Here is a 19,306-nt window from a genome sequence, read left to right as displayed (position 1 = left end):
TCTCGTGCAGAGGCTAGTTTTTGGCCATCGAACTCTGTTCTTTCATAAAACTTTACTATTGTCAGGCTTGTATCTTATACTACGCAAGTGTGAAATATTAAGGAGTCTTAACAAAGATGTCGGAGGCAGGACGGCCGCTGACAGTGCCGAAAGAGTTTCTGAGTCCTCCCGGTGACTTCAATCCGACACTGCTGCTGTTTTTGAGTGCAGTAGTGATTATCGTGATTTCTAACTTGGGTTTCTGGTGTTGGGGATGGCCGCAGTGGTGCTGTTTTACGCTGAACGTGTTGGCTTTGCACATGGCTGGAACTGTGATTCACGATGCGTCTCACAATGCGGCCCATCGCGATCGCACGATCAATGCTATTTTGGGACACGGTAGCGCGCTGATGTTGGGTTTTGCTTTCCCGGTGTTTACGCGGGTACATATGCAGCATCACGCCCACGTTAATGACCCAGATAACGATCCAGACCATTATGTTTCGACCGGCGGGCCTTTGTGGTTGATTGCTGCGAGGTTTTTTTACCACGAGATTTTCTTTTTTAAGCGCAAACTGTGGCGGAAATACGAATTATTGGAATGGTTTCTCAGCCGTTTGTTTGTCGTAGCGGTGGTGTATATTGCCATTCAGTACGACCATTTAGGTTACGTGCTGAATTTTTGGTTTTCTCCTGCTTTGGTGGTGGGGTTGGCCTTGGGGTTATTTTTTGATTATTTGCCGCACCGTCCGTTTCACGAGCGCGATCGTTGGAAAAATGCCAGAGTATATCCTAGTCCTATTCTAAATATCTTGATTTTGGGGCAGAATTATCATCTGATTCATCACTTGTGGCCTTCCATTCCTTGGTACAATTACAAGCCTGCTTATGAGGCTGTCAAGCCGCTGTTGGATGAGAAAGGTTCTCCTCAAACTTTGGGAATATTGGAAGGGAAAAAGGACTTTTGGAGTTTTATATATGACATCTTTTTAGGGATTAGGCTGCATCACAAAAAAAGCGTCTGATTGACAAAAAACCCGGCTTCTCAAAGAAACCGGGTTTTTTTTCTAATAAAAGCTTTTAAGCATATATCCCCAGGGCAGGTTTTGTCCTGTATCAAGTCCCGTCGTAAAAAATAAACCCACCTGTAATGGTGAGTTAACTTTTAAATCAAGCCCAAATTGATACTCCCCAGGGCTGAAGCCCTGGGGATTCTTGAATGAATCCGAAAACTCTCAAAGGCGTTATCAAAGCACCTCTATACGCTCAAAACAACTACCAGTACAAAGGGTATTGCAATTGCGCTTACTTTTGTTTTACTTTCGGAGTCCATCACAACGCCAGATAGGTACGCTCCATGTTCACCATTACTTGTTTACCCAGGCTACGGTCATGCCGAGACGAGATAACGAGCGGGGTTTCTCCTTAATAAAACACTTCTTCACGTAGATGGTTGTTCTTACTTGCAATTTAATTCTAATACAACCTTTCAATCGCTTGTGTAAAGAAATATTGAAGGCGGTTGAAACCGCAGCCGACTTCCTCCCCGTGTCTAAAGCCAGGGGCACGCCGGGCTCGTTTTTCGGTGAATCTATTATTTTTCCCCAGCCACCGCCACCGCTAAATTCCTATCGGGGCGCAAATTTTGAGCTCCCCGCAAATAAGGATGATAAATTTCAGTATGTGCCGGCCAATTGACGTGAATTAAAAACCGAATGCAGCGTTCCAAAGCACCCTCAACGTGCATTTGCTGGACATCCAACAAAGGAACATTACACCAGTGTGGACGTTCGCGGGCGATCGCGGCCGGAAACACAGCATCTAAATCGCGAGTAGCAGAAAACGTAGCACTAATAATTAAATCTGGATTTATATCATTTTTTGCTTCTAATTCATCTAATAATTCTTTCACCGCTTCTCGAATTGCTGCCACCGAATTCTCGCTAGCAGTTGTTGCCCCACGAATCCCCCGCACTTGCCACTCCACGCAAATTTCCTCCATATTTTTGTTATTAGTCATTAGTCATTAGTCATTAGTCATTAGTTATTAGTCATACTAAATTAGGCTTAAATACCCACTTTATTTCTCAGTCCCCGCTTGAGTGGACTTCGTTTGTGTAGTTTGAGCTCGAACTCCTAGGCGAAGCCAGCGCGAAGCGCTTATGACGGGCAAAGCGCCACATTGGAGTTTGAGGTCAACAGATTTGAATCGCCCAATCATCCAGGCAGTAACTAATGACTACTGACTCCTGACTAATGACTAATTTATTTAATCACGGGCGATACATCCACAGCGGCAAACCGCTAGTAGAAAGCTCGAATTCCAGCAAATTATTGTAAGCTGAAAGCCCGGATATATCCAGACTACTCCCCAAGACGCGATTTAGGAAAGGTTTTTGTTTTTCTAGGGTGCAAGACTCGGTTTTTTCCGGGTCTAGGCCTGCGAGTTCGGCGGCAAGGCGGCGAGCGTCCTCTTCTGTTCCCAGTCGATCGACCAAACCCAATTCTAAGGCTTGCTGACCGGTAAAAACCCGACCGTCGGCAAAACTTTTGACTTTTTCAACAGCCAAGTTCCGGGCTTCGGCAACGGTTTCCACGAATTGCTGGTAGCTGGTGTCGATCAAGTCTTGCAGAATTTGCTGTTCCGGATCGGTCAATTCTCGATCGAATGCCAAGATATCTTTATACGGCCCCGATTTAATCACCTGAAAAGAAACGCCTACTTTTTCTAACAGCCGTTCTAAATTGTTGCCCCGGATAATCACGCCAATGCTGCCAGTAATTGTACCGGGATTGGCAACGATATGTTCGGCTCCCATGCCGATGTAAACTCCACCAGAAGCTGAAATATTGCCAAAACTGGCAACAATTTTGACTTTTTCGCGCAGACGCTTGAGTGCGCTGTAAATTTCCTGGGAATCGCCGACAGTGCCGCCGGGGCTGTCTATCCGCAGCAGCAAGGCGGGAAATTTTCGTTCTTCAACGGTTTTGAGAGCTTCTAGGACTCGTTTACGGGTTTCTCCGGCAATGGCTCCGGTGATTTCGATACGGGCGATTTGTTTGCGGTAGCGGGGCTTGAATGGCCAAATCATGGGCAGTGTACAGGCAAGGTGAAATTTTGTAGCTAACTTCTAGTGTGCCTTATTCATCGGGGTAGATGTTGTGCTTGTGTTCGCAACAGGCAAGATGCCTGTTGCACAAGAAATTGCTTGATTGTGGAACAGGCATCTTGCCTGTTCCAGATTGTTGGCAACAGGCAAGATGCCTGTTGCACAAGAAATTGCTTGATTGTGGAACAGGCATCTTGCCTGTTCCAGATTGGCGGCAACAGGCAAGATGCCTGTTGCACAAGAAATTGCTTGATTGTGGAACAGGCATCTTGCCTGTTCATAATTGCCGCAACAGGCAAGATGCCTGTTCCACAAGAAATTGCTCGATTGTGGAACAGGCATCTTGCCTGTTCCTAATGGCCGCAACAGGCAAGATGCCTGTTCCACAAGAAAATTCTCGATTGTGGAACAGGCATCTTGCCTGTTCCAGATTGCCGCAACAGGCAAGATGCCTGTTCCACCTTGATTTTGTGGAACAGGCATCTTGCCTATTCCTAATGGCCGATCAAGATTTGTGCGATCGCACTTAACCCAACACCAATATATAATTGTAAAAATTGCTTAACAAAACTACATCATCCCCACGAGAATCAATCTCATCAATTATTTGGAGTCTCCGCCATGCAGCTAAAACTTACCGATTCAAAACTGCCTTTTGCCCCGCTGTTGCTAATTGCGCCGTTTTTCCTGTGGGGAACCGCGATGGTAGCGATGAAAGGGGTGATGCCGCACACAACGCCGCTGTTTGTGGCCTTCGTGCGTTTAGTACCTGCGGGTGTGTTGGTGCTGCTGGCGGCGGCATTCATGGGAAAACCGCAGCCGCAGGGTTGGAAAGCTTGGCTGTGGATTTCGCTGTTTGCTTTGGTTGACGCTACTTTGTTTCAAGGCTTTTTAGCCGAAGGTTTGGCGAGAACCGGTGCGGGTTTGGGTTCGGTGATGATTGATTCTCAACCGCTAGCAGTGGCGATTTTGTGTTTGTGGCTGTTTCAAGAAAAAATTGGTTTTTGGGGCTGGTTGGGATTAGTTATTGGCGTTGCGGGCATCAGTTTAATCGGGTTGCCCGATGGCTGGATTTTGGGGCTTTTTCATCCTGAAAACAGGCAGGTTTCTGCGGGTATCGAACAGTTGTTTCAGGGTGGAGAATGGTTGATGCTGTTGGCTGCTTTGTCGATGGCTGTGGGTACGGTTTTGGTGCGCTGGGTTTGCCGTTATGTTGATCCGGTGGTGGCGACTGGTTGGCACATGATTTTGGGCGGTTTGCCGCTGTTGGCAATTTCGGCTGCAACTGAGTCCGAACAGTTTGTGAATATCGATTTTTCCGGCTGGATGGCGTTAGGTTATTCTACTGTGTTCGGAAGTGCGATCGCCTACGGTTTATTCTTTTATTTTGCTTCTAGTGGCAGTCTAACAAGTTTAAGTTCTCTTACCTTTCTTACGCCTGTATTTGCTTTGCTATTCGGCAATTTGTTCTTGGGCGAAGTGCTGAATCCGCTGCAATCGATGGGAGTTGGGCTGACTTTGGTGAGTATTTATTTGATTAATCAGCGGGATACTTTGGGTGAGAAATTGCGAAAAGTGCGGCACGTTGAAGCGGGTGCAGAAGTTGAAGCAACAGGATTGTTAGAGTCGTCTGAGTTGAATTCTGTAGAATTACCCGTGCAGTTGCGGGTTAGCGAATTGGAATCAGAAGTTTAGCGCTTTGAGAAATTTAGGGAGCATTGGTTAATTCTTGAATTAACTGATTTGGAGTTACAATCCTAGGAGTAGTAACCGGAAAATCTCGCGGGTTGCGGGTGACAATGGCATCAATTCGATTGATGACAGCAGTGCTGTACTGAATCGCATCTTCAAAATCTTTGAAGTTGCAAGTTAATGCCATTGAAATAACAGAGTTATCTACTGTTGCGACTTGACAAAATGTAGCTAACTGCCTCAAAAACTCAAGTGTCCAATCGCGACCTTTGTCTCGGCGAATGATATAGTAAAGGTCACTAAAAGTTGAGGCAGAAACATAGCCTTGAATTTGGCCTTCTTCAACAAAAGTTAAAATGCGATCGCTCTCGGCAAAGAAAGGTTCTCGATCGAGCGCAACATCTACTATTATATTGGTGTCTCTCAAGACTTTCACAGGTTATGTTTCTCCTTTAAATATTCCCATTTTGCTTGTTTGTCTGGATCGTCAAAATCCAGCGGTTCCGGTACAGCATCTCGATCGAATAAACCTTGAAATGCCTTCACCCTAGTTTTAAACTTTTTTTTAGGTGTTTCAGGTGCGATCGCACTTTCTGAAGCGCTGGCTTGTTTAACCGTGTCAGCTAGCTGCAAAACGATGATTTCCACATCTCCCGGTGGCATATTCACGGGTTCCACAACTACCAAGTTGCCAGTTGCATCGATTTTACCTCTAAGTTTGTATGCTTGCATGGTAATCTCCGATAACTATGTTTCTATTATATGACATAATAACTTGCTTCATTACCAATGCTCTTCAACATCTGGAATATTGAAATATTCAGATAAAATATTCTCAATAACAATCGGGTCAGTAAGTCACTCTGTAACAACTCCAAAACTAATCATATTAAAAAAAATTAGGAAGTCCGCAGATCGCATTTATTGAGGTTCTATAATTATTTTGAAATAAGTGAATTTTACTGCCGATCGCCCTCAAGCGTCAACTGTTCGCGAAACCAGCCCCATTGCTAAAATCCCCAAAATTTTATTCACATCTTTGAGGTAATATTCAGTCAGATCGATACTAATTACACTTGCTTCTAATTTCATAAATTTCCAAATACTCCCAGTTGTCACTGCCCCGTAAATTGTTGAAACTTCATTGCCTGCACGTTCATTAAATATCCTAGCTGCTAACATTTCCGCTACGCATTGTCCCAAGCCAGCGGTGATATTTTCTTTTTTAGCTTCCACAAGGGTAATTACGGGAGCGCTGACAAATAGTATTTCTGGTGAATGGCTGATAATAAAATCGCAAATCCCATTTAATCCCCTTTCGCTATCCACGTCAAACTCTATTCCCGAAAACAAGTTAATTCGTTCGTTTAACTGCCTTCTGAGGTCGATTAAAATTGGGGATATAATCATTTCAGACCGCGCTTTTTCGCTGTTGCTGGCAAGGGCTAAAGGTACATTATAACGGAGAATTTCTGTCAAGAGTGGGCTGCATTCTAAGTCGGGTACATTTCCGAATAAATCGACTGTTTCTGAAGTGGTTAGTTCAAAAGTTCGCTTGACTTTTTCTAAACTAAAATCGCTGTAAGGCATTTTTCTGGTCTTCCTATAATTTCCAAGATTAAACAGAATATAATTTGATTGTACTCATTGTGTAGCAGACTGCATGGATCTCAAAGAACGCTTGCACAGCCATCTGATTCAAATTGTACGCGATCGCAATCCATACCTCGCATCCCAAGGGCATTTTTATGCCCAGCAATACATCCGCGAACAGTTGGCACAGTGGGGAACTGTAGAAATTGACGATTTTGCGGTGCGCGGGCGAATTCATCACAATTTTATCTTGGATTTACCCCCCCTCAGTCCCCCCCTTGCGAAGGGGGGGAAGCAAGAAAATCAGCAAGAAAAGCCGATCGTAATTGGTGCTCATTACGATACTGTACCCGGAACACCTGGGGCCGATGATAATGCTACTGGTGTGGCTGTTTTGCTGGAAATCGCAAGGGATCTCGCATCTGCGCCGCTCAAATATCCAGTGCAATTAGTAGCCTTCGATATGGAAGAATACGGTTGTTTCGGAAGCAGTCATCATGCAGCTAAATACAAGCAACAGCAAAAGTCAATCCGGTTAATGATTTCTTTGGAAATGTTGGGTTATTGCAACCATAATCCTAATTCTCAAAGCTATCCCGCTGGCTTGAAATATTTTTATCCAAATAGGGGCAATTTTATTGCTTTAATTGGCACTTTGCGGACGGTTCCCGATTTGATTAATTTGAGTGGCAAAATTCGCAAATCGGGTCAGCCCTGCGAGTGGTTGCCGGTGCCGAATCGAGGTGTAATTGTGCCTGATACTCGCCGCAGCGATCATGTTCCTTTTTGGGATAATGCTTATCCGGCTATTATGGTGACTGATACTGCTAATATGCGAAATCCGCATTATCATCGAGAAAGCGATAGGATTGAGACTTTGGATTTGGATTTTCTGGCTGGTGTTTGTCAGGGATTGATTGAGGCTATTCGACATTTATAGGAATTTTATTTGAACTGACATTTTGTACCTCGATCGAGAACAGGCAAGATGCCTGTTCCACAAGAGATAAATTGTATTGTGGGGTGGGCATCCTGCCCGCCCATAAAAGGCTGATTAACATTTATGATCGAGAACAGGCAAGATGCCTGTTCCACAAGAGATAAATTGTATTGTGGGGTGGGCATCCTGCCCGCCCATAAAAGGCTGATTAACATTTATGATGGATAATGATATGAATGCTGTTTTTGACGATCGCACTCGCTGGCAATTTTGGATCGATCGCGGTGGCACTTTTACCGATATTGTCGCCAACAGCCCCGACGGTAAATTAGTCATTCACAAGCTGCTGTCGGAAAACCCGGAACGCTACACCGACGCCGCAGTTCAAGGAATTCGCGATATTTTGGGAATTGCTGCAGATGTTCCCATACCCGCTGCACAAATTGAAGCGATTAAAATGGGGACGACGGTGGCGACAAATGCTTTGCTGGAACGAAAGGGCGATCGCACAATTCTGTTAATTACTAAAGGTTTCGGCGATGCGCTGAGAATTGGCTATCAAAACCGCCCGAATATTTTCGCGCGTCACATTGTCTTGCCCCAGATGCTGTACGATCGAGTTATTGAAGTTGCCGAACGCTACAGTGCTCAAGGTGAGGAGTTAACTGCTGTCAATCCCGACTTTATCCCGTCTTTGCAGCAAGCATACGATGAGGGAATTCGCAGTTGTGCGATCGTATTCATGCACGGCTACCGCTACTCGGAACACGAAAAACAAGTTGCTAAAATAGCCAAAGAAATTGGCTTTACTCAAATTTCAGTATCTCACGAAGTCAGCCCGCTGATGAAATTAGTTTCGCGGGGAGATACTGCGGTTGTCGATGCTTATTTATCTCCGATTTTACGTCGATACGTCGAACAAGTAACCAGTCAATTATCTGTAGGGGCGGTGCCCCCGTGCCCGCCCTCCTCCTCCTCCCCGTGCCCGCCCTCATCCTCCTCGCCCTCCCCGCCCCCCCAATTAATGTTTATGCAATCGAACGGCGGCTTAGTGGACGCCGCACAATTTCAAGGAAAAAACAGTATTTTATCCGGGCCTGCTGGGGGAATTGTCGGTGCAGTTCAAACGAGCAAAAAGGCAGGTTTTGATAAAATTATTACCTTTGATATGGGCGGAACTTCGACAGATGTTGCCCATTTTAACGGCGAATACGAACGCGAATTTGAGACGGAAATTGCTGGGGTGAGATTGCGATCGCCCGTGATGGCAATTCACACTGTAGCAGCCGGCGGCGGTTCAATTGTCTTTTTTGACGGGGCTCGCTACCGCGTCGGGCCGGAGTCTGCAGGGGCCAATCCTGGGCCTGCTTGCTATCGCAAAGGCGGCCCTTTGACGGTTACTGATTGCAATGTGATGTTGGGGAAAATTCAACCGGATTTTTTCCCGAAAGTATTTGGATTGAATGGAGATTTGCCGATCGCCCCTGACGTAGTAAAGCAAAAATTTGGGCAATTAGCGGGGGAAATTGGGGGCGAGAGGACGGCGGAACAGGTGGCGGAGGGTTTTTTGGCGATCGCTGTGGAAAAGATGGCAAATGCTGTCAAAAAAATCTCGCTTCAGCGCGGTTACGATGTTTCGGAGTATACATTGTGCTGTTTCGGCGGTGCGGGCGGCCAACACGCTTGTGCGATCGCCGATGCTTTGGGGATGAAACGGGTATTTATTCACCCTTATGCGGGTGTGTTGTCCGCTTACGGTATGGGTTTGGCTGATGTGCGGGCTATTCGCGAAAGGGCGATCGAGCAACAATTAAATGCAGAATTATTACCTGATTTGCATGATATTTTAGCCGAATTGGAGGCTGAGGGAAAGAGGGAATTGAACCGCCGAGGCGCAGAGAACGCAGAGAATGAGCCAGAGGTTTTAGTTGTTAGGAAGCTGCGCTTAAAATATCAGGGAAGTGACTCGGTTTTGGCGGTAGATTTTGCTGACAATATTGAGGTCATGCAGGCTGAATTTGAATCAGCACACCGACAGCGTTACAGTTTTATTATGCCCGAAAAACCGCTGATTGTGGAAGCGGTTTCGGTGGAAGTTGTAGAAAGAATGGATGTGCCGGAAGCATCCAAAATTTCCCCCTCTGGTGGCACGGGCATCTTGCCTGTGCAACCAATTTCAACCGTGCAAATGTATGTTGCTGGCGGGTGGCGGGAAACGCCTGTTTATCGGAGAGATGATTTGCGATCGCACGACTGCATAGAAGGCCCTGCTATGATTGTTGAAGCTACGGGAACTAATATCATAGAACCGGGCTGGGAAGGGGAAATCACCGAAAATAATGATTTAATTTTGAACCGCAGATGCACGCAGATGGACGCAGATAATATCCGCGTTCATTCGCGTTTATCTGCGGTTAAATCAGATCCGGTTTTGCTGGAAATATTTAATAATTTGTTTCGGGCGATCGCGGAACAAATGGGCGTCACATTGCAAAACACAAGTTCCTCCGTCAACATCAAAGAACGCCTCGACTTTTCCTGTGCAATTTTCGACCAAAACGGGCAATTAGTGGCCAACGCGCCGCACATTCCCGTACATCTGGGCTCGATGAGCGAAAGCGTTGAAGCTTTAATTTTAGCACAAGGCAATGCGATTCAACCGGGCGATGTTTATGTTTCTAACAATCCCTACAACGGCGGCACGCATTTACCAGATATCACCGTTATTACTCCAGTATGCGATCGTGATTGCTCTCTTCCTTTGTTTTATGTTGCCTCGCGAGGACACCACGCCGACATCGGCGGCATTACTCCCGGTTCTATGCCTCCTAACAGTACAACAGTAACTGAAGAAGGTGTATTGCTTGACAATTTTCTGTTAGTAAGCGAGGGCGATTTTCGAGAAAAAGAATTACTAGAAATTCTGACATCGGGGAATTTTCCTGTTCGCAATTCCGCTCAAAATATAGCCGATTTGCAAGCACAAATTGCTGCTAACAAGCGCGGCGCAGAAGAGCTGCTCAAGATGGTAGAACATTATGGATTAGAGACTGTGCAAGCTTATATGGGCTTCGTACAAGACAATGCGGAAGAGTCGGTGCGGCGGGTAATTGAGGTTTTGAGTGATGGCGAATTTACTTATCCGATGGATAGTGGCGGACAAATTAAGGTAGCGATTACAATTGACAAATCTGCGCGCAGTGCAAAAATAGATTTTACTGGCACTTCTGGTCAACAAACCAACAATTTTAATGCTCCTGCAGCCGTGGGCAAAGCCGCTGTTTTGTATGTTTTCCGCACCTTGGTAGATGACGATATTCCTCTAAATGCGGGCTGTTTAAAACCTCTCGAAATCATCAATCCCGAAGGCTGTATGCTGAATCCTCGCTATCCGGCGGCGGTAGTTGCCGGGAATGTGGAAACATCGCAGAATATTACCGATGCTTTGTATTGTGCTTTGGGAGTGATGGCTGCTTCTCAGGGAACTATGAATAATTTTACCTTTGGGAATCAGCGCTATCAATATTATGAAACTATTTGCGGCGGTGCGGGTGCGGGTGCAAGTTTTGATGGTACGGATGCGGTTCAAACTCACATGACTAATTCGCGTTTAACTGACCCAGAAGTATTAGAATGGCGGTTTCCGGTGTTGTTAGAAAGTTTTGCAATTCGGGCTAATAGTGGGGGGAATGGATCTCATCGCGGCGGTAATGGAGTGGTGCGGCGAGTACGGTTTCGGGAGGCGATGACGGCGGGAATTTTATCGGGGCGGCGGGTGATTTCTCCCTACGGTTTGAATGGGGGGGAAGCGGGAAAAGTTGGGCGGAATTATGTTGAGAGATTTGATGGAAATGTTGAGGAGTTGGGAAGTACGGCGACTGTGGAAATGCTGTCGGGGGATGTGTTTGTCATTGAGACTCCGGGGGGCGGAGGATATGGTTGTTGTATAAAAAGTTAAGAGGGCTTTACGTTTTCAAATGTTGACCTCTCTCGGTTTTTCGGCTACACTGTGTTGAGAAAATAAATTCAACTACAGTCTATAATAGCGCGGGGGTGAAAATGGAAGGTGTACAATTATCATTTTCTCTGTTTCCTGAAGAACCAAATAACCCAGAAAATTACTTTACTCGAAAACGGTCATGGTCAGCAGCTAAACATCGGATTATGCTGAGGTATATTCAGTCTTATTGTTACAATCTGGGCGGTAATAAAGCTTATCAATCAGAGTCTTTAAATTATGTCGATGGGTTCGCAGGAATAGGAAAATATACAGAAGGAATAGGTATTGAAGATTTTGTAAACAATTCCAAATTTTGGTCAAGTAAGTATGAACATGATTTTGAAAATACTGATGGTTCACCCTTGATAGCTCTTAAATGCGCTAAACTATTCCGAGAAGAGAAGCGGGTAAATTTAAAATGTTTTTTTATAGAATCTAAGCGTGATTTCAATATAAAGCTCCGTAAAAATTGTGAAACTGTAGGTGAGGGATTGTCATATAAAATATATAAACCTCAAACATTTGAGGTTGCTTTTCCTGAGCTAATGACAGACTTAGAAAACTATCCTACCTTATTTTTTCTTGATACCTTTGCTGTTAAAGGAATGAATTTCGATAATATATGTGAGATAGGAAATTATGTAAGTCAGTATAAGGGCGAAGTATTTTTGCTTTTTCACAATATACAAGTAGCTCGTAATGCTGGGCAGTACAAAACTACCTATGCTGATTCTAAAGAACAAAAAACTGCCGAGAGTTATATGAAAAATTTGACTACGCTTCTAGGTGTTAATTCTGATATAGAGTGGAAACCCAAGTGGCTGGAACTAAAAAATGAGCCTCAAAAATTTGAAAGGTGGGCGCTGGAATACTTCAAGGAAAGAATGAGAAAAGAAGGAGGTTTTAGAGGTGTAACTAGCTTTGAAATTAAGGAAACTTATAATGATGTCAGACCTCAATACAGTATTGTAGTCGGCAGCAATCATCCTGAAAAAGCATTTGGTCATTTTCTGAATGATTTTGTTTGTGATGAAGATAAATTATTATTTTTTCAAGATAATTATCAAGGAATTGAAAAATTTCTTGATAAAGAATGGGAAGCCGAACAGAAAAGACGCATCGCTATAATTAAAACACAATCTATCCAAATCTTGCGTGAAATCAAATCTGAATGGAAATCTTTTGAAGATGTAATTACTCATATTATTTTAAAATTGAATGATTTGGGTTGTTTAAAAAGAACTCAGCATTACAACGATATTCTCGGTTCACTGTATCAAGAAGGGATGTTAGAGATACAAAAACCTGGTTCTAAAAAGCCTTACACACTAAATAGTTTGCTAAAAATAGTAGAATAATATGATTATTAAATTTTAGTTGTAATAATTTAGCCTCTGTTACTAGCATTTATTTATCTTCGAGCACCGAAGCAATTTTTGTCTCTGTTTATTCTCAGCTTTTGGCATCTCATCCCAAATTTTATCATCGAGAAGTCTCCCAGCAGCTTTAGGTGTTCTACCTCCCCATTGCTTGAAGAAAAACGCGACTTCAGCATCCTGACACTGATCCCGAATACTTTGTGCCCATTCTGGTTGCATTGGACGGTGTTTTTGTCCCGACTCTCCACCAACTATTACCCAGTGAATTCCTGTTAAATCAAGCTGTAACGGCCCTAAAAGTGGTTCACAGGATAAAAAGCGTACCTTTGCATTGACTTGTCGCAAAGAATCCACACGATGAACATAATTTTGATTCTCAACAGACACGCCCATCCAAATATTATCAGACCATTCAAGTTGAGGGGCTAACTCTACTAAACGTTTATCTCGCTTGGTAAGGATTTGATAAATGTGGTGAGGAGTTTCACGCATTACATTAAAGACTTGTTTCAAAAAATCAAGAGAAACATCTTCATGGAACAAATCGCTCATTGAATTAACAAAGATGCGACTAGGCTTTCGCCAACCCCTAGGTTCGTTCAAACGCTTTGGGTGTTCTGTTAAAGTAAACCCATTAGGGAAATTAGTATGAAACCGTTTTGTTAATGCTTCTGCATAACAATGAGTGCAGCCGGGACTGACTTTATCGCAACCTGTTGTGGGATTCCATGTCCGATCGCACCATTCGATACCAGTATTAATGCTAGACATACAAAAACCTTACCATTGAAACAACAAATTATCTTTTTAGGTGTGCTGAATATATAGAGTTTATATGTATCACTTTAGATTGATCCAGCATCACCTACAATTCTATTATAGAATTAATTGACTTAATTATCAACATAATTTTTCAGCACTTGCATCAAATGTATATCGTGTTGTAGAATCGGGCTGCACCCGCATTTATTCTCCAAGCTATTCCAGAACAATTGTGCAAACACCTAATTTTTCCGAATTCAACCATCCTGTGGTCAAATCCCTGTTTCACCACAGCGACCAGGAATTATTGACTCTGTTTCAAAACCATCCAGATCAAGGTAGGTTCTTCACGGCGATTTTTTGCCGCTACGCTCAAATTGTACACTCCCTGATTCGCCATTCGGTACGATCGCCCGTACAAGGCGATTACCTGTTTGCCCACACTTGGCTGCACATCTATCACGAACTCCGAGGCCTCGATTTGCGCCGCGAAATCCAAGAGTCTGATGGCGGAAATCTCAGTCTCCAAAACTGGCTGATTAATGTCACCGCAGTCTGCATAAATCAAGCTGAATTGCCCCCTGTTGAGTCGATTCACTATTCTTTGCAATCGGCTCCGCCTCCCCTGTGGTGTTACGTCAAACAAGCCTTAGAATTGTTAGCGCCGCTGCCGCGTTTAGTGGTGTTGATGGCTCAGACTTTCCGCTGGAGCGAAACTCGAATTGCAGCTTATTTGCAAGCAGAAGGCGAAGCTATTTCGCCCGCTCAGGTAAAGGCTTTGCTCCAAAAAGGATATCAAACTTTAGAATCAAATTTGCCGGAGGATATTCGGGCTATTTATCTAGATGAAAATCTCGATTATCAAGAAGCACTTGTCTAGATATACACGATATAAATCCGCCCTTTCTAGTTGTACGGGCGGGTTTTACCCGAAATATTTGCTAGGACTAACAGCATCGTAAACCCGCCCTTTCGCGAGGAATAAGGAAAAAATGGCAGTTTATCAAGTTCGGTTGGTGAATGAGGCGATCGCCCTCGATCGCACGATCGCAGTACCAGACGACCAGTATATCTTAGATATGGCAGAAGATGCCGGCATCCGCTTGCCGAATGGATGCAAGCAAGGAGAGTGTTCTGCTTGCGTTGCCAAACTGCTGAGCGGTGAAATCGACCAAAGCGAACAAAAGTTTTTGAAGCCCTCAGAATTGCAAGCTGGCTACGCTGTTACTTGTGTGGCTTACCCGCTTTCTGACTGCACTTTGTTAACGCATCAAGAACAAGTTTTATATCAAGCTGCTCTTTATTTTAAGTAATAGAAAATCAGTTTTTTACCATCTTTTATTCTAGCCTCGCTGGGCGCGAAATTTCTTTGTAGAAGAGCGAATTATATTCGCCAGTCATATTATGTCCCGTCGATTACCCCTAATACGGTAGGGGCGGGTTAACAAAAAATATCTGCCCATAATTGACAATCTCAAAAACCCGCCCTTTTCATCGCGGTCACTCGATCGGACATGATCTCAAATCCTTATCAAACCAGATTTGGTGTCATGTAAGGTGCGTGACTTTCCAGCATCTCGCTGTTAATTGAGGAACTAGAAAGCCACGCACCCTAACGAGTATAGATAAACCCACCCTTATAAATTCAGCAATTGTAGAATCCGCTGAAGCGGAATTTCCGCGAAATCTAAGCGGTAATTGAGTTCGTAGGCTAGCTCGGCAACCGCTTTTTCCAAAATGTAAGCATCCAGCAAAACTTGTAGTTCCGGTATAGATTTGGGCAAGAAACTTGCATCGGCGGCAGTCGCCAAATAACTCTTGACAAAAGTTAGGCTGACCCAGCGGTGCCAAACGTTCGCCCACTGCTGCATCTCCGGGAGATTTTCAGGGCGAATCATGCCACTTTCTACTTCATTGCGGAGTGCCAAAGTAACAGCGTAACTTATAGATTGCAGCATTCCTGCAACATCTCGCAGGGGCGACCTCTTCATCCGCCGCTCGCTTAAGGGTCGATCGCGTTCTCCTCCGAAATCAATAATTACGAAGTCTTTGCCTGTATAAAGAACTTGCCCGAAATGAAAGTCCCCGTGACACCGAATTCTATCGGCGGTGATTCTCAAGTTCAAAATAGACTTGAAACGTTCCATGAGCAAATCTTCGCGGTTGAGCAGCTTTTGCGCCGATTTTTGTATTTCTGGCGGCAGTTTGGACATCCGTTTTTTTAGCTCCAGCAAAGTTCTTCCTGCCAGATTTCTCATGTATTGATAGATGGAACGCTGGTAAAACGAGGTAAAGCTTTCTGGGGCAAAAGCGGGATTTTCTATGTCAGAAGCTAAAGCGAGGTGAAGTTCGGCTGTCCGCTGACCTAAAAGTTCTGCTGATGCTAAGTAAGAGCCGATGAGTTCGCGAGCTAATGCCGGAATTTCTAGGGATAAATCGGCTACTAGCGAGTTTTGCTGCCGCGGGGTTTGTCCGGTCAAAGCGTTCGGCAAATAATTTTCGGGGGCAGTAGATAAATTCTCGCTGGAATGCTTTGCTTCTACTGTCATTACTTGCTCGAAATAGTCGCGCAGCGTGTCTAATGTATAAGACCAAGCATCTACGCTGTCGGGGATTAATTTTTGTAGGATTCCGACTGTAAGGACTTGTTTTGCTGGTGTGTGATATTCCAATGCTCCGGCAATTGGAGCGTAGTGTTGGATCGAGTTGCGCTCTGTTAAAAAGCGTCCGATTTCTAATTCGGGGTTGATTCCTTCCTCGATTTTTCGCAAAATTTTCAGGACGAAGCGGTCCCCGTAACCTGCGGATGTATTGCTTTGTTCTTTTTTGAACAGGTGAGGATCGAGCTGCGATAAATCTTGTTCGGAGTTGAATGCACGGTCGGCAATTCCTAGCAGTTGACCTGCAACACCTCTGTAACTGCGAGAATTGGCGATCGCTCCCAGCAGCGCGCTCAGAAAACCTTTCTCCCCAGCAGCATCAAATAGTACCCCGATTTCCTTTTTGGTTTCTGGGAAGTGCAGGCGCGCGATCGCCCGATCGTCCACATCGCCTTTAATCTCTTCCCAACCTAAAGGCAAAACGTAAGTTTCCGGCATACCTTCAGTATAATTCAACTGCAAGAACAGAATGTAAACTTGAGATTGCTCCCCCGCACTATCTTTACATTCAACCGATACAATCTCACTTATTTCTAAAGATTGAATTGTCCGATCCGTACCGCTAAACCAGCGATTGCGCCGCAAGTATCCCGGCAAAATATTAAGCAGCATATCGCTTAACTGAGTTGTAGCGAAAGCAGTTTTCCAATTGCCTATCACCGCCAAAGTAGGCAAGTCTGTGGGAACACCGTGCAGCGAAAAATCTTCGTGTTTAACAGTAAGAGTAAACCAGTAAAACGTGTGAGGACTCAAGCTCAAAAAGTAAGGGGATTCGCCAACCGCCGGAAACTCAGTGCGGCCGAAAATCTCCACCGGAACCGCACCTTTAAAGGGCGAAAGGTCTAATTCTGCCGTCTGCACGAACCGCGACAAATTAGCGACGACGAGGATGTGTTCGTCTTGATAAGTCCGCACAAAAGCTAAAACTTTGCGGTTTTCGGGGGACAGAAACTCGCAAGTTCCGCGGCCGAATGCTTGGAAGCGCTGCCTAATTGCAATCAGGCGTTTCATCCACCACCACAGAGAACTCGGATTCGCCCGCTGCGCGTCCACGTTAACAGATTCGTAGTGATATTCAGGGTCAACAATTGGCGGTGCGTAAAGTCGCTGGGGGTTCGCGCGGCTAAAACCAGCATTGCGATCGCCACTCCACTGCATCGGAGTTCTCACCCCATTGCGATCGCCCAAATAGATATTGTCTCCCATGCCAATTTCATCGCCGTAGTAAAGCACCGGCGTACCCGGAAGAGACAGCAGCAAAGCATTCATCAACTCGATACGGCGGCGGTTATTTCCCATCAAAGGAGCCAAACGGCGGCGGATGCCCAAATTAATTCTCGCCTGAGTGTCTTGAGCGTAAACCCGATACATATAATCTCGGTCTTCATCACTCACCATTTCCAGCGTCAATTCATCATGATTCCGCAAAAATAATGCCCACTGACAATTATTGGGAATATGCGGAGTTTGCTGGAGAATGTCGCTAATTGGGAAGCTATCTTCCATATGCAAAGCCATAAATAAACGCGGCATCAGTGGAAAATGAAAGTTCATGTGACATTCATCCCCAGCCGCGTAATATTCAACTGCATCCTCCGGCCACTGATTCGCCTCAGCCAGCAGCATCCGGTTCGGGAATTTCTCATCTACGTGCTTCCGCAATTGCTTCAGGAATACGTGAGTTTCTGGCAGGTTTTCGCAATTAGTACCTTCGCGCTCGTACAGGTAAGGCACCGCATCCATCCGCAGTCCGTCTACTCCCAGTGCCAACCAGAAATCTACCACATCTAAGATGGCTTGGCGGACTGCCGGATTGTCGTAATTCAAATCTGGTTGGTGCGAATAAAAACGGTGCCAGTAATAAGCTTTTGCTACCGCATCCCAAGCCCAATTAGATGTTTCAAAATCTTGGAAAATAATCCGAGCATCTTGATATTTTTCCGGCGTGTCGCTCCACACATAAAAATCTCTTTCGTTACTGCCTTTCGGGGCCCTGCGCGCTCGCTGAAACCAAGCGTGCTGGTCGGAAGTGTGGTTAACAATTAACTCAATAATGACCCTAATTCCCCGTTGGTGGGCTGCTTCTAAAAGGTCTTTAAAGTCATCTAATGTGCCGTAAATCGGGTTGACGGTAGTATAGTGAGATGTATCGTAGCCGTCGTCTCGAAGCGGCGAGGGAAAAAATGGCAGTACCCAAATTGCTGTTACTCCCAAGTTTTGCAGGTAATCCAGTTTTTCTGTCAGTCCTCTAAAGTCGCCAATGCCGTCTGCATTGCTGTCGGCAAAAGCCCGAACTGGTACTTCGTAAATAATCGCGTCTTTGAACCACAAGGGGTCGTCATTTAACATGGAGTTTGGCATGATTGTAGCGATAATTGGTCATTGGTAATTTGTACTTAAAATTTGGTAATTGGGATTTGTTAGTTCCCATCCAAACTGATAAATCATAACTTATAATTGGGTCGCTATTCCTCATGCCAGCGGCAGACTTTTAATCGTAATTTATTAACGCAAAACTTATAATTTCTTAACTATAAAATCTCAACAATCTGTTTTGCTATTTCGGATACAGTTCACAATCCGGGTACTGTGCTAGCTACCGATGCGCGGTGCCCACCCTACATACTCTCGCTCTCTCCCCTTCTTCCCCTCTCCCGGTTCCGTCAAAGGTGCGGTATTTACTACCTGCCGGACGGTTCCCACGACATTACAGTACCTTGACGTTGATTACTAATTTTCGTTACATTAGTTTACATAAAGCAACAAAAGTTAAGGAAAAAGCAAATATGGCTATTGTAATCTCTCTTTTAATCGTCGGTTGGGTCGCAGCAGCATTAATTGGCACTCAAGCATATTTCCTGGGCGAACAGTCAAAGCCCATCCACGAGCGGAATTGGAACGATGAATCTTTTGAACAACTGGCAAAATCAGTGACGGGAACAGAAATTGATTACCGCGTTCGCGTTCCTGCCTACAGCATGGATGCCTATGGCAGCCGCACGATGAGCAATTCGTAATATTAAGTAGCAGGCTTGACTATTTTCAAGAACAGGCAAGATGCCTGTTGCACAAGCAGATTTATTTTTTGTGCAACAGGCATCTTGCCTGTTCTTAATTTTTGAATTACAGGCAGGATGCCTGTTCCACAAGAAAATTGATGGTTTGTGGAACAGGCATCTTGCCTGTTCCTA

Annotated in this window: 16 protein-coding genes; 8 read left to right on the top strand and 8 right to left on the bottom strand. The window is 44.8% G+C overall.

Annotated features, from left to right (window positions below; translation table 11 throughout):
- The first annotated feature begins 116 nt into the window (after positions 1–116).
- Entirely contained in the window at positions 117–1,004 is an 888-nt protein-coding gene (crtR, locus tag QUB11_RS05300) for a beta-carotene hydroxylase (RefSeq protein WP_333205982.1), read from the top strand.
- A 569-nt stretch (positions 1,005–1,573) separates the two neighbouring features.
- Here the strand turns inward: crtR and aroH are convergent.
- From aroH to QUB11_RS05285, 3 genes are all read right to left on the bottom strand, one after another.
- A complete protein-coding gene (gene aroH / locus QUB11_RS05295; protein WP_333205981.1) occupies positions 1,574–1,999 on the bottom strand; it encodes a chorismate mutase in 426 nt (141 codons plus the stop codon).
- Positions 2,000–2,252: 253 nt separating this feature from the next.
- Positions 2,253–3,071, bottom strand: a complete 819-nt coding sequence (gene sppA / locus QUB11_RS05290; protein WP_333141974.1) for a signal peptide peptidase SppA — start codon at positions 3,069–3,071, stop codon at positions 2,253–2,255.
- 39 nt (positions 3,072–3,110) lie between these two features.
- Entirely contained in the window at positions 3,111–3,572 is a 462-nt protein-coding gene (locus QUB11_RS05285; RefSeq protein ID WP_333205980.1) for a hypothetical protein, read from the bottom strand.
- 138 nt (positions 3,573–3,710) lie between these two features.
- Between QUB11_RS05285 and QUB11_RS05280 the strand changes: the two genes are divergently transcribed.
- Positions 3,711–4,784 carry a DMT family transporter gene (locus QUB11_RS05280; protein ID WP_333205979.1) on the top strand — a complete coding sequence of 358 codons (1,074 nt, stop codon included), beginning with the start codon at positions 3,711–3,713 and terminating at the stop codon, positions 4,782–4,784.
- 13 nt (positions 4,785–4,797) lie between these two features.
- On the opposite strand, the gene QUB11_RS05275 is transcribed toward QUB11_RS05280, so the two are convergent.
- From QUB11_RS05275 to QUB11_RS05265, 3 genes are all read right to left on the bottom strand, one after another.
- Complete coding sequence (locus QUB11_RS05275) at positions 4,798–5,217, bottom strand: PIN domain-containing protein (protein ID WP_333205978.1); 420 nt, start codon at positions 5,215–5,217, stop codon at positions 4,798–4,800.
- Positions 5,214–5,513 carry a hypothetical protein gene (locus tag QUB11_RS05270; protein ID WP_333037391.1) on the bottom strand — a complete coding sequence of 100 codons (300 nt, stop codon included), beginning with the start codon at positions 5,511–5,513 and terminating at the stop codon, positions 5,214–5,216. The genes QUB11_RS05275 and QUB11_RS05270 overlap by 4 nt, the downstream gene beginning before the upstream one ends.
- 243 nt (positions 5,514–5,756) lie before the next feature.
- Entirely contained in the window at positions 5,757–6,371 is a 615-nt protein-coding gene (locus QUB11_RS05265) for a hypothetical protein (protein WP_333205977.1), read from the bottom strand.
- 73 nt (positions 6,372–6,444) lie between these two features.
- On the opposite strand from QUB11_RS05265, the gene QUB11_RS05260 reads away from it, so the two are divergent.
- The 3 genes from QUB11_RS05260 to tcmP all read left to right on the top strand — a co-directional run bounded on the left by QUB11_RS05260 (position 6,445) and on the right by tcmP (position 12,672).
- Complete coding sequence (locus tag QUB11_RS05260; RefSeq protein WP_333205976.1) at positions 6,445–7,314, top strand: M20/M25/M40 family metallo-hydrolase; 870 nt, start codon at positions 6,445–6,447, stop codon at positions 7,312–7,314.
- Positions 7,315–7,546: 232 nt separating this feature from the next.
- Positions 7,547–11,272, top strand: a complete 3,726-nt coding sequence (locus QUB11_RS05255) for a hydantoinase B/oxoprolinase family protein (protein ID WP_333206002.1) — start codon at positions 7,547–7,549, stop codon at positions 11,270–11,272.
- Positions 11,273–11,373: 101 nt separating this feature from the next.
- A complete protein-coding gene (gene tcmP, locus QUB11_RS05250; protein ID WP_333205974.1) occupies positions 11,374–12,672 on the top strand; it encodes a three-Cys-motif partner protein TcmP in 1,299 nt (432 codons plus the stop codon).
- A 42-nt stretch (positions 12,673–12,714) separates the two neighbouring features.
- Here the strand turns inward: tcmP and QUB11_RS05245 are convergent, their stop codons facing one another.
- Positions 12,715–13,464: a phage Gp37/Gp68 family protein gene (locus QUB11_RS05245; RefSeq protein ID WP_333205973.1), complete on the bottom strand. Its 750-nt coding sequence runs from the start codon at positions 13,462–13,464 to the stop codon at positions 12,715–12,717.
- Between the two features lie 223 nt (positions 13,465–13,687).
- Here QUB11_RS05245 and QUB11_RS05240 point away from each other — a divergent pair, with 223 nt between their 5' ends.
- Complete coding sequence (locus tag QUB11_RS05240) at positions 13,688–14,335, top strand: sigma-70 family RNA polymerase sigma factor (protein WP_333205972.1); 648 nt, start codon at positions 13,688–13,690, stop codon at positions 14,333–14,335.
- A 112-nt stretch (positions 14,336–14,447) separates the two neighbouring features.
- On the top strand, positions 14,448–14,768 hold the full coding sequence (locus tag QUB11_RS05235; RefSeq protein ID WP_333205971.1) for a 2Fe-2S iron-sulfur cluster-binding protein: 321 nt from the start codon (positions 14,448–14,450) through the stop codon (positions 14,766–14,768).
- Between the two features lie 324 nt (positions 14,769–15,092).
- Here the strand turns inward: QUB11_RS05235 and treS are convergent, their stop codons facing one another.
- On the bottom strand, positions 15,093–18,476 hold the full coding sequence (treS, locus tag QUB11_RS05230; protein ID WP_333205970.1) for a maltose alpha-D-glucosyltransferase: 3,384 nt from the start codon (positions 18,474–18,476) through the stop codon (positions 15,093–15,095).
- 425 nt (positions 18,477–18,901) lie between these two features.
- On the opposite strand from treS, the gene QUB11_RS05225 reads away from it, so the two are divergent.
- Entirely contained in the window at positions 18,902–19,132 is a 231-nt protein-coding gene (locus tag QUB11_RS05225; protein WP_333205969.1) for a photosystem II protein, Psb35-related, read from the top strand.
- Positions 19,133–19,306 lie beyond the last annotated feature (174 nt).

Origin of the sequence: Microcoleus sp. B6-A1 (assembly GCF_036705085.1) — a bacterium.
GTDB lineage: Bacteria > Cyanobacteriota > Cyanobacteriia > Cyanobacteriales > Microcoleaceae > Microcoleus.
The sequence above is the reverse complement of the archived record's forward strand: the minus strand, read 5'-3'. Positions and strand labels throughout refer to the sequence as shown.